Genomic DNA, 13,144 nt, shown 5'->3' with positions numbered 1-13,144 from the left:
AAAAATGAGGGCTTTTTCTTTTTCAAAGAAGAATTAGTTGAGTAACATTTAGAAATCGGCCTGTACTTTCAACGATCGATTCAGTCCGTCAATTCTGTAACTGTTACTTTGCAGTCGGGTAATACCAAGTCGATCAAAATCGTAAATGGAAAGCGATTCATTGATCTCCTCCCTCAAAATTTGTCTCTGCCCGATATGAATGGCTGACATTGCAGGGCGATCGATTCGATTTCCCTCCTGAACACCGCCAAAAACTAAAATCACATCATCCTCTTCAAAATAGCGTGAATAGATTACAGGAGACCGTGAGCTTGTGCTCCCTACCCTCTGCCCGCTCAAAGCATCCAACACCTGTGTTCGCCCTCCGGAATAGACGGTTACAAATTGAGCGTCTTCACTTATTGATACTCCTTTCTGTTCATCATCAAAGCTGAATTGATTTAATTCATTGCCAAATCGATCAAAAATATACACGCCGTAGTTCGCCCCATCACCGGTAAGCAGTGTAATATATGAGCCGCTTTCACTCACCTTAACCTGCAAGATTTGTGATGATTCATCCCTGAAAAAAACATGCTGATCGTTTTCTCCATACACAACTTTAGCTCTTGATCCCATACTCTCTCCATAATTAATAATCGGATTGTAGAGCACTACGGTTTTTCCATATGCATCGGCAGCCAGCTCGGATTCTTTCTCACCTTCACTGCTTTGGGAACCGTTTGAGACAGAGTAAATTAATTCACCGTCCGGGTCAAAAAATGTGAAATTTGCCACATTATCGCGGGTAACCGAACTTCCATCATCAAACAGATAAAGCTTTAAAGTTTCGTCGTTGACATCAAAAAAATCGAGTTGACGGTCAACGATCTTGTTACCGGATGTTTCAAAAATAGTTAAGTAGACAGATTGATCACGTGTTTCAAGAAATCCCGCTTTTTGATTTTGATGCGAGATAGACCATGACTCCGGATTAAATATTCCACTTTCACCAATTGTGTAATATCCTCTGTCAGATTCCAGGACACCACCGTCAAGCGGATACTGATTCTGAGAGTTTGAGGAGTGCTCGCTCACTGCCTGAATGGTTAACTGCCTTGCTTGTAGTGATGTGCTTAAAATTAAAGAGAATAAAAAGATGAATGCTATTTTGGGGTACTTCATTAATTCGAATGTAATGTTATTATATTGTTGGCTCTAAAGAACGAAAATTTCTCTATGAAATGCATACATGGATTATTCAGTAATTGTTCCTGTTTATAATAGACCCGAAGAGATTGATGAACTACTTCAAAGTCTGACAAAACAGACCTATAAAAACTTTGAAGTTATTATTATTGAAGATGGCTCAGACCTTAAGTGTGATCATATTGTTGAGCATTATTTAGATCAGTTAGCAATTCAATATTTCTACAAGCAGAACAGCGGACAAGGATTCTCAAGAAATTTTGGTTTCGAAAAAGCCAAAGGAGATTACTTTGTAGTCTTTGATTCCGACTGTCTGATACCACCTCACTATTTCGAAGCTGTAAACAGGGCACTGGCATTTCATGGATATGATGCGTGGGGCGGGCCGGATCGAGCTCACAGCTCTTTTACACCCATCCAAAAAGCGATTAGCTATAGCATGACTTCGTTTTTTACAACCGGAGGAATAAGGGGACGAAAAAAACATATCGGTACATTTCATCCTAGAAGTTTTAACATGGGGATCTCAAGGGAAGTATATGAGAAAACGGGCGGTTACAGGATTACCCGGATGGGTGAAGACATTGAATTCTCATTAAGGATTATTGAAAATGGTTTTAAAACCGGCTTGATTGAAGATGCCTACGTTTACCACAAAAGAAGAACTGATTTTAAGCAGTTTTATCGTCAATTACACTTTTTTGGTCGTGCCAGAATCAATATTAAACGGCTCTATCCGGATGAGCTGAAATTTGTTCATTTATTACCGGTCTTTTTTGTAATTGGACTGCCATTCTTCCTATTTTTAATGATTGCAACCGAAGGGTTTTTATCGAAGCTTATATTGCTTTATCCTGCCTACGCTGCTGTTTTGTTTATAGATGCGTTTAAGACTGAAAAGAATCTAAAAATCTCACTTTTAGGTATGATTGCAGGCTTTATTCAGTTAACCGCATACGGCATTGGGTTTTTAAAAGAGCTGAGTGAAGATTACAAAAAAAGTACCTAGAAATTCAGGATATAAATTGCATTCAGAATTTAAATCTTTTATCTTTGAATTCTTTTGAAAAACACATCACTGCTTACGCAGTTTGCTGTCGGTTCACAGTAAAATTTTATGTGTTTATTGAGTCTTTGAAGTACTGAAAACTATACTGTATCGGGGAGTAGTCCCGAGACTTCGGGAGTAGCCATTCACTTTGGAAACTCTTGAATAAAACTACTTTTGATTTACTGATTTAACATAACGGGGAGTAGTCCCGAGTCGTCGGGAGTAGCCCATTCGCTTTGGGTTCCCTCAACAAAAAACTACTATTGATTTATTGATGTAACATAACGGGGAGTAGCGCAGTCCGGTAGCGCATTCGCTTTGGGAGCGAAGGGTCGCAGGTTCAAATCCTGTCTCCCCGACTTTTATTTAATTTTGACGTACTTAAAGCAGAACAAAAATTATAAGTTCTGTTTTGGGAGAGATAGGCAGTTCAATGTTGCGAAAGCAGTGCTTTCGCGGTTCAAATCCTGTCTCCCCGACTTTTGACAGATTATTTGACGTATTAACTTCAGACATACAATCTGAATTTTAAATACAAAGTTTGGTTGTTACAGGTTCCGAAAGCAGTGCTTTCGGGGTTTCCCGATTCCTCGGGATCTACCGACTTTTATTTAATTTTGACGTATTGATTTCAAATAAATCATGGGTTGTTGCAGTTTGCAACAGGTACCACCCGACAGTTGATTTTTTAAACGGTATTCGGGCGCCCGTAGCTCAACTGGATAGAGCAACTGCCTTCTAAGCAGTAGGTTACAGGTTCGATTCCTGTCGGGCGTACAACTAATTTGACGTAGTGATATTTGAGTTTACATTCTACTCAAATATTTGATCTATATTGCAAAGAGCGATATTGGTTTTACAACCAATTTTATAATCGACTTCAGAGGTCAAAGTTTTGTTTTTAGAAAAACCAATTGATCTATGTTGAGAAAGCAGAATTGACTTGATACGGTGATAGGTATTCTCGACTCCACAGATTGAGGTTTTGTTTATGGATAAGCAGTATTGATCTATATTGCGAAAGCAGTGCTTTCGCGGTTTCCCGACTCCTCGGGATCAGGCGTACAACAATTTTTTGTTTTGACGTTTTTTTGAGGCGACAATTATGGCGACATGGCCGAGTGGTTAGGCAGAGGTCTGCAAAACCTCGTACGGCGGTTCGAATCCGCCTGTCGCCTCTTTTTTATTGAATTTATTACCCTGCCGCGTTCGTCTAGGGGTTTAGGACGCCGCCCTTTCACGGCGGTAACACGGGTTCAAATCCCGTACGCGGTACTTCATTAGATTTGAGATTTTAGATCCGAGAAATGAGAAAATACACCTCATAGCTGAAGACTTATATCTCATTTCTGAAATATGGAGCCCGTAGCTCAGTCGGTTAGAGCGCTAGGTTGTGGCCCTGGAGGCCGTGGGTTCAATTCCCATCGGGCTCCCATCTTTTTTAACAGTGATAGCCACAAACGATTCACTGATTTATTCAATTCTTTCTACTATGCCGCGTTCGTCTAGGGGTTTAGGACGCCGCCCTTTCACGGCGGTAACACGGGTTCAAATCCCGTACGCGGTACACATCATTTAATCCCAAATTCCACCCGGAGTTTGGGATTTTTTTATTTTTGATCAAGCATTTGATCTATGTTGCGAAAGCAGTATTGACTTCATACCGCAACATTTATTCTCGACTCCAAAGATCGGGGTTTTGTTTCTGGATGGGCCATTTGATCCATGTTGCGAAAGCAGAAATTACTTCATACCGCAACATTTATTCACGACTCCAAAGATCGGGGTTTTGTTTCTGGATGGGCCATTTGATCCATGTTGCGAAAGCAGTGCTTTCGCGGTTCAAATCCCGTACGCGGTACACACCAATTAATCCCAAATTCCACCCGGATTGATTTGCGAGCATTTTCTATGTTCGAAGCATATGATCTCGCACATTTAGATCTATTGTTTTTGGATAAAGCATTTGATCCATGTTGCAAAAGCAGAAATTGACTTCATACCGCAACATTTATTCACGACTCCAAAGATCGGGGTTTTGTTTCTGGATGGGCCATTTGATCCATATTGCGAAAGCAGTGCTTTCGTCAAAGAATCTTTCTATTCTGACACCAACATAGCTGTGAGAAGCGCGGCTCGATCCATCGTTTCATCAATAAGAATTTTTTCTGATGGACTGTGAGCCCCTTCGCCTACAGCACCCATTCCATCTATTGTAGCCGTAAACTGACTTGTAATACTTCCATCCGATCCCCCGCCACTTAATCCCTCTTCAATCTTCAGACCAAGCTCTTGAGCACAATTCTGGGCCAGTTCCCATAGTTTTTGATTTCTCTCGTTTTTAACCACAGGTGGTCTTCTTAAACCTCCTTCAACTGTAATTTCTGTTTCCCTGAGCTCCGGTTTTATTTTTTTGATTTTATCATCGATCTCTTCTCCGTCAGATTTTTTCATATATCGCAAATCGACCTCTATTACGCAGTCACCCGGAACTATATTCACCGCCTTCCCACCGGAAATCAAACCAACATTCAGTGAAATTCCCTTTTCGTAATCATTTAGTTCATCCACTTTTTGAATGATATGCGCCATTTCAACAATTGCGCTTGCTCCTTTTTCCGGCTCAACACCCGAATGAGCCTCTTTCCCTTTTACCTTAATTTGATATCGTCCCGATCCTTTCCTTTCGGTTTTTATTTTTCCTTCCAACCCAATAGACGGTTCAGGAACAAAGACACGATTTACACTTCTTGCAATCTTTTCAATTTCATCCCACGAATCCCTGCTGCCGGTCTCTTCGTCTGATGTGATCATAACAACAGGTCGAAGTTTTGGCTTCAAACCAAGCTCTTTCATGATCTTGATCCCAAGCTGCATCATCACAATGCCTGCCTTCATATCATACACTCCGGGGCCACGAATCACATTATCATCTATTTTCCAAGGCATCTTATCGAGAGTCCCAACCGGCCATACCGTATCAACATGACCGATTAATAGCTGATCTTCCTGCAGTTCAGATTGTTTGGGTCTGCAGATAATCTGACCGGCACTTTGTACAGACTCTTTCCACTCAACTTGATAGTTTAGCTCTTTAAAGTCTTCAGCAATAGCGTGGAGTAATTTTCGGTTTTGTATGATATCATCGGTAGGACTTTCGGCCAACACATACTTTTTCAATCTGTTAACAAACCAATCTTTGTGTTCTGAAACCGTCTCTCGAATCTTTTTGTAATCGATCGAATCCATACTGTTAATTCTTTAAATAATTATTTCTTCGCCAAAGCGTAAATTCCGTTTCCTTTTGGATTTCCACTATATAAGTCCGCCAAATTCATCAGTAAAGTAAATGGCAAAACCAGCGGATAGTAAATCAGAAGTGGTAAAGCGGCAATCATTCCGATTTTGTTGAACCACAACATCGGCCACTTTACAGAAAGTACCCAAGCCTTGTGTCCCCAGAAACCATACGTGTAGTGAACTTTTTCAGGAGTTAATCCGGCCTGAATTAATTTATCAGCAATCTCCTCTTTTGAATATCCCGCTCTTGCATGTTCATCCACAAAAGACTCGTCATCGCCTGCATCCTCTTCAGAATAGTGAGATGGTGAGTGCATCAAAAAATGCCCTCCGGGATTCAATACATTCGCCAGATTCTTCATAACCTTCACATCTTCTTCAATGTGCTCCAGAACATCAATACAGATAATTATATCGTACTTCTCATCCGATTCAAATGCGAGCAAATCGGCTTTTTTGATTTGAATTCTGCCATCTCGGATCTGTTCTGAAAAGTAGTGCTTGGCATCTCTGAGATAGTCATCTTTTACATCAACCGCCGTTACATTCACATTTTTGAAGGCCTTCAAAATAAAACGATCGTACTGACCAAAACCTGAACCGGCATCCAAAAGCTGCCATTCACCTTTTCGGTCCATTTTCTTACCAACATTCCAAAGCATCTTTCGAATGTGCCAGCTGCGTAAAAAGAAGAGATCGAGCAAAAAGTAAAAGATTCGTCTCAGGAATCTTGAATTACGAATAATGTTTGCAAAACGGTCTTTAACGGGATCATAGGCAATTCTGCTCATGATTCTGTGATTTCAGCTACATTCGGTTTTTGATTTCTTTCATCACCGCGATTCAGCAGCTCACCTAAAAATCCAATGGAGAAGAACTGCACTCCAACCATCACGAGTAAAAGTCCCAGGAACAGCAGTGGCCGGTTGGCAAGCGGTTCACCTAAAAAGATTTTGATATAGGCCAGATAGAGATTGATTGCGATACCGACAAAAAGAAAAAGCACGCCAAACAGACCAAAAAAGTGCATCGGCCGGTTTACATACCGGTTGATAAAGAGCAGGGTCACAAGATCCAGAAAACCGTTTAAAAAACGGGATATGCCAAATTTTGTATTACCATACTTTCGCGGATGATGTTGAACCACCTGCTCCTCAATTCTTCCAAATCCTTCCCACTTTGCCAGCAGCGGCACATAACGATGCATTTCTCCGTAGAGGCTGATATTCTCCACAACTTCTTTACGATACGCCTTCAATCCACAATTAAAATCGTGCAGTTTGATTCCTGTTACCCAGCGAGTGACCGCATTAAAAAATCGAGAAGGGATCGTTTTTGAAATGGGATCATGACGCTTTTTCTTCCAACCGCTCACCAGATCTGCACCATTTTCAAGTTTCTCGATCATTGCGGGAATTTCATTGGGATCATCCTGAAGATCGGCGTCCATTGTCACCACAAAGCGTCCGATAGAGCGTTCAAATCCGGTTTGAAGCGCATCACTCTTCCCGTAATTCCTTCTGAGGCGTATCCCTATTATTTCATCACGATCCTCAGCAAGTTGTTCTATGATCTCCCACGATCGATCTGTTGATCCATCATCAATGAAAAGAATCTCGTAGTTATAATTCGCCTTAGCCAGCGCCTTTTTAATTTGATCAGCCAGTTCCCCCAATGACTGTTCTTCATTCAACAGCGGAACCACAATGGAGATGTCGGGCGGAGTTTCTCCGGATTTTTTTGGTGAATCTATATTTTTTTCCTGCAATGCTTTACAAATTCATTAATTTAACGCACACTCTATGAACGTCAATTTATCTTACGCAGAAAATAAAAGATTTCCACGCCATGAAGAAATTGTATTACTCAATCGGAGAGGTTAGCGAAATAACAGAAATTGAACCGCACGTGCTCCGTTACTGGGAGACCATTTTTGATGATTTAACTCCCAGAAAAAACAAGGCCGGGAATCGGACATACAAAGAAGATGACATCACTCTGGTTCTGAAACTAAAAGAGCTCATCCAGGAGCAAAAATACAGCACGGCGGGTGCCAAAAAGATTATTGAAGGAGAAGAACCTGATCCAAATGCTGAAGCTCCCGAACCTCTATCAGCTGATGTTCAGAAAGATTTGAAAGAGGTAAAATTGTTCCTGGAGAAATTAAAAGAGAAACTTTAGGCCACACTCCCCTTCTTCGAAAACCGGACAACAAGGATGTATAAAATTTCGGCACAGATGAGCACAGCCACTCCGGTCAGGTGAATGACCTGCGCAAATCCCGGCATTCCGAAGCGCTCAAGCATCACCCCGGCAGCAACCTGGAGTAGAATCAAAAAAGCTACAGCCCATCCCAGTCGTTTCAGCAGAGATCCGACTTTAAATTTTCTGTTATAAAAAAGCATCAAACCCGCCGGCACTACTACCAGCCATGAGAAGCTCCTGTGAATTGGGTAAAGGGTGCCCACCGATTCAATCCATTCGCTTCGAGGCAGTTCCATCACGTTTTTCGCCACATCAACTGCTTCCCGAACCTGTGTTCCCATCACCATCTGAATGAGTGTGAGAACCAAAACAGCAATGGAAACTCCCAATAAGGTTTTTCGTTGATTAGCCGACAACTGAATCTTGATCCGTGAATTCATAGCCCTGAATGATGCATACAAAAGCGTTGTAAGAATAATCATCGCTATAATCATGTGCAGCGTAATCATTCCGGCACTCAGTCCCGAACGCACAACCTGTCCGCCAAGCCAGCCCTGAAACAAAACCAACACAAAGGCGGCACCGGATGCCATCGTCACAACCGGATCTTTTTTGCGGTATTTGAAAGAGATCACAAACGTTGCCGTGATAAATAGGCCAATCAGAACTCCAACCAATCTGTTCACATATTCCAGCCAGGTGTGAACCGGGTTGAACAGAGAAGCATCATACTGAGCAGGAAGGTCTGCGACGTTGGTAGGCGGTATCCACATTCCAAAGCATTGCGGCCAGTCAGGACAACCCAAGCCGGCGCCGGATGCACGAACCAATCCTCCCACAAAAATAAGTACGATTGTTGCAATAACCGTTGTAATAGCCGTTTTTTGATACAGATTTAGTTTCATTCTCAATTCACAAAAATGGGTTTAATTGCCACGGATACGGCAACTAAATTCAATTATCGTTAAAAATCGTTCCTATAGTATGTCTTTATTTTGAAGATGATATTAAGGTAACATATCATCTTCAAATTCGTTAATTTTGGCGTGCTATAATCCTAATCACAGTGATGCAAAACACAGATACCCAAGCCGGAACTCTTCAATTAATTACAGGTACTATCAGCGACTATTATGAGCTGACCAAGCCGGGTATTACCTTTACCGTATTGGCCAGTATGTTGATCGGATTCCTGATGGGGTCGGCCGGAAGTATGGATTATATGCTCATGCTCCACGCTATCATTGGAACCTATTTCGTTGCCGCCGGTACTGCTGCACACAACATGTTTCTGGAACATCGCTATGACGGGCTGATGAAACGAACCAGCAAACGTCCGCTTCCAGATTCCCGTATAGCTCCAAAGAACGGTGTAATATTTTCCCTAACACTTATTTTTGCCGGCCTCTTATATCTGAGCTTTGTTGTAAATCCCGTTGCAGGAGCTGTATCGCTTGCAACAACGGTAATCTATCTTTTCATGTATACCCCGCTGAAACGGATATCAGCACTCAATGTGTTTGTCGGTGCGGTTCCGGGAGCACTGCCTGTAGTTGGTGGTTGGGCGGCTGCCACAGGAACAGTTTTTGAACACGGCATGTGGATTCTATTTGGAATCATCTACTGCTGGCAAATTCCTCATGTGATAGCCATTGCTTGGGTGTGTGAAAAAGATTATGACCACGCCGGATTTAAAATGCTTCCAAAAAACGACCCTAAAGGATTAAAAGCCACTCTCTGGGTATTGGTGCCATTGGTCCTTTTGATCCCTACCGTTTATAAATTGTATGTAATGGAGCTGATGGGATGGCTGTTTTTAACCGGAGCCATGCTTACGACTGTTGCATTCCTATGGTATGGTATCAAATTTGCCGTTAAACGGGATATCCCCACCGCAAAGTCCCTTATGTTCTCTTCCTTCGTTTACCTGCCTCTCGTCTGGATTTTCGTCTTTTTAGACTGGATGATTCTTTAAGGGAGTCGGTTCAAAAGGTAATCTTATCCGGACTTTGAAAACTACTCCAAAACCGTAATAGATCGATTGACACATCTTTATTTATCTGGTAGAAAAGCACTATTTGAGGTATAATAACAGCCCGGCGTACATTTTTATAATCAGATAGCGGATACGCATCTGGATTGCTTTGAATTACGCTTATAGTTTGATTCGTTTTTTCTATAAACTTATGTGCAACATTCACATCCCAATGCTCAACGATAAAATCGATGTTTGACCAATAATCAGATTTGGCTTTGTGTGACCAATAGATCTTCTCCATATTGGTACTACTTTTTTCTATAACGCTCGTCTGTCTCCCGAACTACATCATCATGCAGTATCTTACCGTCGTTTTCCAGAGAGTTCAGGGCTTCATCAATCATCTCTTTCTGCTCATTTGAAAGCTTTGCCGGTTTGTTTCGGAGTAATATATGTTCAACCTCTTTAATAATACTCTCTTGATCCGTAGCAAGTAATTTTTGAACAACGGTGATTTTTCGTTTATCTAAATCCATGGTTTTCTGTCCTTAACTTGTTTAAAAAAGCTCAAGATTTATCTTATGAAGTTTAACAAAAAAGTCAAATGTATTTGAAAAGATTCTCCTTGGATTGAAATTACAGTATTTGATCTAATCAAACTGATCCTTACTCAAGGATTACTCAAATTTAGCATGGTTACTCTCGTTGATTCTTGCTGCTTGACTGCTTTTCCTCGTCGCATTTAAATTATGCGGACCTTTCTAAAATCCCTAAGACCTGACAGCTTCTGAATCCCGTCAGGTCTTAGTCTCTTTACCTCAACGAATTGCCGGATAGTTACCCGGATTGGCCTCGTGCATAATTTCATAAACCGCTTCAAAGATATCTTCTGCATTGGGCTTGGAGAAGTAGTCTCCGTCGGTGGCGTAAGCCGGACGATGTGGCTGTGATGTCAGGCACTTCGCTTCTGAATCGAGATAGCGGTAACCGCCCTGCTCGTCGATAACCTGCTGCATCATGTAACCGGTCGCTCCACCGGGTACATCTTCATCCACAAAGAGAATTCGATTGGTCTTTTTGAGTGATTCTAAAATCATCCCGTTTCTGTCAAAAGGCAGAAGTGTTCGAACATCAATTAATTCCACAGATATGCCGGCCTCTTCAAACTGTGGTAAAACAGATTGCACCAGATTAAAAGTAGATCCGTAAGAAACAACAGTGATATCTTCACCTTCCTGAACAACTTCAGGAATACCCAGTGGAAGCGTAAATTCACCCAGATTTTCCGGCAATTTCTCTTTCAGCCTGTAAGCATTGAGCGGCTCAACGATGAGCGCGGGATCATCCCCTTGGAACATGGTATTATAAAATCCTGCCGCATGCGTCAGATTTCTCGGTACGCAGACATGTACGCCACGCACGCCGTTGATGATCATTCCCATCGGCGAACCGGAGTGCCAGATTCCTTCCAGTCTATGGCCCCGTGTTCGAACAATTAGTGGGTAAGCCTGGCCACCGCTGGTTCTGTATCGAACCGTGGCAACGTCATCGCTCAGTCCCTGAAAGCAGTAGAGCAGATAATCCAGATACTGAATCTCCGCAATCGGACGCAGTCCTCTTAACGACATACCAATGCCCTGTCCGAGAATGGTCGCTTCACGAATTCCCGTGTCGCTCACGCGAAGTTCTCCGTATTTCTCCTGCATCCCTTCCAGTCCGAGATTCACATCGCCGAGCTGACCAACATCCTCGCCAAAGACGAGCGCATTCGGATACTTATCAAAAATCTTATCAAAATTATCCCGCAGTACAACACGGCCATCCACCTGTTTGGCTTCATCAGGGTAGGCAGGCGCCACCTCCTCTACATTCAAAGGTGAGTTTGGAGTATCGCTGATCAGGTTTGAATTGAAACGCTGCTGATTCTCTTCCTGCTGATGATCAAGCCATTTAATCAGATCACTTTTCGAACCGGAATCTTTTCCTCTCAGGGCAAACAGTGCCTGTCGCCCGGCTGAAATGACATCCTTACGAATGACATTATTCTTTCTTTTGAGACCTTTCTTAAGCTCTTCGAGTTTTTCTACGTCGGAGTGATTTGAAATCAGACTATCGATGAGCGCCATCATCTCATCCTTTTGCTGCTTAATTGGGTCCTGATACTCCTGCCACGCTTTTTTCTGCGCTTCCCGAACTTCCTTTTTCGCCTCTTCTTCAATACGATCGAGCTCATCAGCTTTCAACAGGTTCTCCTTCTCAATCCACTTTCTGAACTGATTGATGCAGCAGTACTCCTCTTCCCAATTCAGTCGCTCTTCATCTTTATATCGCTCATGTGAACCGGATGTTGAGTGACCCTGCGGCTGTGTAACCTCTTCAACGTGAACTAATACGGGAACATGCTCTTCTCTTGCAATTTTTGATGCTTCAGCATATGCGTCCAGAAGTGCCTGATAGTCCCACGCTTTTACGTTCATAATCTCAAAGCCGGGCTGCTTTTTCGTACGCTTAAATCCTCTAAGTACCGAAGAAATACTCTCTTTTGTGGTCTGATACTTTTTTGAAACTGAAATCCCGTAGCCGTCATCCCAAACAGAAATTACCATAGGAACCTGAAGAACTCCTGCCGCATTGATTGTCTCCCAAAAAATTCCTTCCGATGTACTCGCGTCTCCTATGGTTCCCCATGCAACTTCATTTCCATTCTTTGAGAACTGCTTCCAATCGCTCAATAAATCATTCTCACGATATACTTTAGATGCCTGAGCCAGTCCAAGCAGGCGCGCCATCTGTCCGGCCGTTGGCGACATGTCTGCAGAGGTATTCTTCTGAGCGGTTTGATCCACCCAATTGCCCTCTTCGTCAATTAGCCGCGTAGCAAAGTGAGCGTTCATCTGACGACCGCCTGAGTTCGGATCTTTCTCCGTATCCGGATTTGCATAGAGCTGTGCAAAAAACTGTTCAACGGTCAGCTTACCGATCGCCATCATAATGGTTTGATCACGATAATAACCGGACCTAAAATCCCCGTCTTTAAAATGTTTGGAAAGAGCCAGCTGCGGAAGCTCTTTCCCGTCACCGAATATTCCAAACTTTGCTTTGCCTGTCAAAACCTCTTTACGGCCAAGAAGTGACATTTCACGACTTTTGCAAACAAGTTTGTAGTCATTTAGAATATTATCCGTCTTTTTTGTCTTCTTTTCTTTGGTCGCTTGCTTGCTCATAGTCTGGAAATATTTACTTAACGTTTCTTACGCAAAATTCAGGCGGCGGAATAATACAACCCTGTGATATAATTTCAAAAAAGATTGAAAGCGATTCTATCCATATCAGAATCAGTCACTTTTGAACACTTTCGTACCGGCGATCGATCAAAATCAATCCGGTTTTTTTGTTCCATATTTAGGGATTAATATCAATCA

At 42.3% G+C, this 13,144-nt stretch carries 11 protein-coding genes and 6 tRNA genes; 9 read left to right on the top strand and 8 right to left on the bottom strand.

Annotated elements, in window-relative coordinates; genetic code table 11:
* Nucleotides 1-48 precede the first annotated feature (48 nt).
* Entirely contained in the window at nucleotides 49-1,164 is a 1,116-nt protein-coding gene (locus tag U5K35_RS09820) for a hypothetical protein (RefSeq protein ID WP_322571277.1), read from the bottom strand.
* Nucleotides 1,165-1,231: 67 nt separating this feature from the next.
* On the opposite strand from U5K35_RS09820, the gene U5K35_RS09815 reads away from it, so the two are divergent.
* The 7 genes from U5K35_RS09815 (at nucleotide 1,232) to U5K35_RS09785 (ending at nucleotide 3,806) form a co-directional block, all read left to right on the top strand.
* Nucleotides 1,232-2,197 carry a glycosyltransferase gene (locus U5K35_RS09815; protein ID WP_322571276.1) on the top strand — a complete coding sequence of 322 codons (966 nt, stop codon included), beginning with the start codon at nucleotides 1,232-1,234 and terminating at the stop codon, nucleotides 2,195-2,197.
* 327 nt (nucleotides 2,198-2,524) lie between these two features.
* Nucleotides 2,525-2,598: transfer RNA gene (locus U5K35_RS09810), tRNA-Pro, on the top strand.
* Nucleotides 2,599-2,942: 344 nt separating this feature from the next.
* A tRNA-Arg gene (locus U5K35_RS09805) sits at nucleotides 2,943-3,016 on the top strand.
* Between the two features lie 330 nt (nucleotides 3,017-3,346).
* Nucleotides 3,347-3,417 (top strand) — tRNA-Cys (locus U5K35_RS09800).
* A gap of 24 nt (nucleotides 3,418-3,441) precedes the next feature.
* Nucleotides 3,442-3,514 (top strand) — tRNA-Glu (locus U5K35_RS09795).
* An 84-nt stretch (nucleotides 3,515-3,598) separates the two neighbouring features.
* Nucleotides 3,599-3,672, top strand: a tRNA-His gene (locus tag U5K35_RS09790).
* A gap of 61 nt (nucleotides 3,673-3,733) precedes the next feature.
* A tRNA-Glu gene (locus U5K35_RS09785) sits at nucleotides 3,734-3,806 on the top strand.
* A 533-nt stretch (nucleotides 3,807-4,339) separates the two neighbouring features.
* Here U5K35_RS09785 and U5K35_RS09780 read toward each other — a convergent pair.
* From U5K35_RS09780 to U5K35_RS09770, 3 genes are read right to left on the bottom strand one after another with little or no spacing between them, the layout of a single operon-like run.
* Nucleotides 4,340-5,488, bottom strand: a complete 1,149-nt coding sequence (locus U5K35_RS09780) for a M20 family metallopeptidase (RefSeq protein ID WP_322571275.1) — start codon at nucleotides 5,486-5,488, stop codon at nucleotides 4,340-4,342.
* A gap of 20 nt (nucleotides 5,489-5,508) precedes the next feature.
* On the bottom strand, nucleotides 5,509-6,330 hold the full coding sequence (locus tag U5K35_RS09775; RefSeq protein ID WP_322571274.1) for a class I SAM-dependent methyltransferase: 822 nt from the start codon (nucleotides 6,328-6,330) through the stop codon (nucleotides 5,509-5,511).
* Nucleotides 6,327-7,307 carry a glycosyltransferase family 2 protein gene (locus tag U5K35_RS09770; RefSeq protein WP_322571273.1) on the bottom strand — a complete coding sequence of 327 codons (981 nt, stop codon included), beginning with the start codon at nucleotides 7,305-7,307 and terminating at the stop codon, nucleotides 6,327-6,329. The genes U5K35_RS09775 and U5K35_RS09770 overlap by 4 nt, the downstream gene beginning before the upstream one ends.
* Before the next feature lie 80 nt (nucleotides 7,308-7,387).
* Here U5K35_RS09770 and U5K35_RS09765 point away from each other — a divergent pair, with 80 nt between their 5' ends.
* Complete coding sequence (locus U5K35_RS09765) at nucleotides 7,388-7,720, top strand: MerR family transcriptional regulator (protein ID WP_322571272.1); 333 nt, start codon at nucleotides 7,388-7,390, stop codon at nucleotides 7,718-7,720.
* Here U5K35_RS09765 and U5K35_RS09760 read toward each other — a convergent pair.
* Nucleotides 7,717-8,649: a COX15/CtaA family protein gene (locus U5K35_RS09760; protein WP_322571271.1), complete on the bottom strand. Its 933-nt coding sequence runs from the start codon at nucleotides 8,647-8,649 to the stop codon at nucleotides 7,717-7,719. The two genes, U5K35_RS09765 and U5K35_RS09760, sit on opposite strands and share 4 nt — an antisense overlap.
* Nucleotides 8,650-8,813: 164 nt before the next feature.
* Here U5K35_RS09760 and cyoE point away from each other — a divergent pair, with 164 nt between their 5' ends.
* The gene (gene cyoE, locus U5K35_RS09755; RefSeq protein ID WP_322571270.1) at nucleotides 8,814-9,719 is read left to right on the top strand and encodes a heme o synthase; all 906 of its coding nucleotides are present in this window, start codon (nucleotides 8,814-8,816) and stop codon (nucleotides 9,717-9,719) included.
* Nucleotides 9,720-9,729: 10 nt separating this feature from the next.
* Here the strand turns inward: cyoE and U5K35_RS09750 are convergent, their stop codons facing one another.
* The 3 genes from U5K35_RS09750 to U5K35_RS09740 form a co-directional block, all read right to left on the bottom strand.
* Complete coding sequence (locus U5K35_RS09750; RefSeq protein ID WP_322571269.1) at nucleotides 9,730-10,023, bottom strand: type II toxin-antitoxin system RelE/ParE family toxin; 294 nt, start codon at nucleotides 10,021-10,023, stop codon at nucleotides 9,730-9,732.
* Between the two features lie 7 nt (nucleotides 10,024-10,030).
* Nucleotides 10,031-10,258 carry a hypothetical protein gene (locus U5K35_RS09745; RefSeq protein ID WP_322571268.1) on the bottom strand — a complete coding sequence of 76 codons (228 nt, stop codon included), beginning with the start codon at nucleotides 10,256-10,258 and terminating at the stop codon, nucleotides 10,031-10,033.
* 282 nt (nucleotides 10,259-10,540) lie between these two features.
* A complete protein-coding gene (locus tag U5K35_RS09740) occupies nucleotides 10,541-12,946 on the bottom strand; it encodes an alpha-ketoacid dehydrogenase subunit alpha/beta (RefSeq protein ID WP_322571267.1) in 2,406 nt (801 codons plus the stop codon).
* Nucleotides 12,947-13,144: the final 198 nt, after the last annotated feature.

Source organism: Rhodohalobacter sp. (assembly GCF_034521535.1).
Taxonomy (GTDB): Bacteria; Bacteroidota; Rhodothermia; order Balneolales; family Balneolaceae; genus Rhodohalobacter.
Note: the sequence above shows the minus strand (reverse complement) of the source record. Positions and strands in the feature narration are given on the sequence as shown.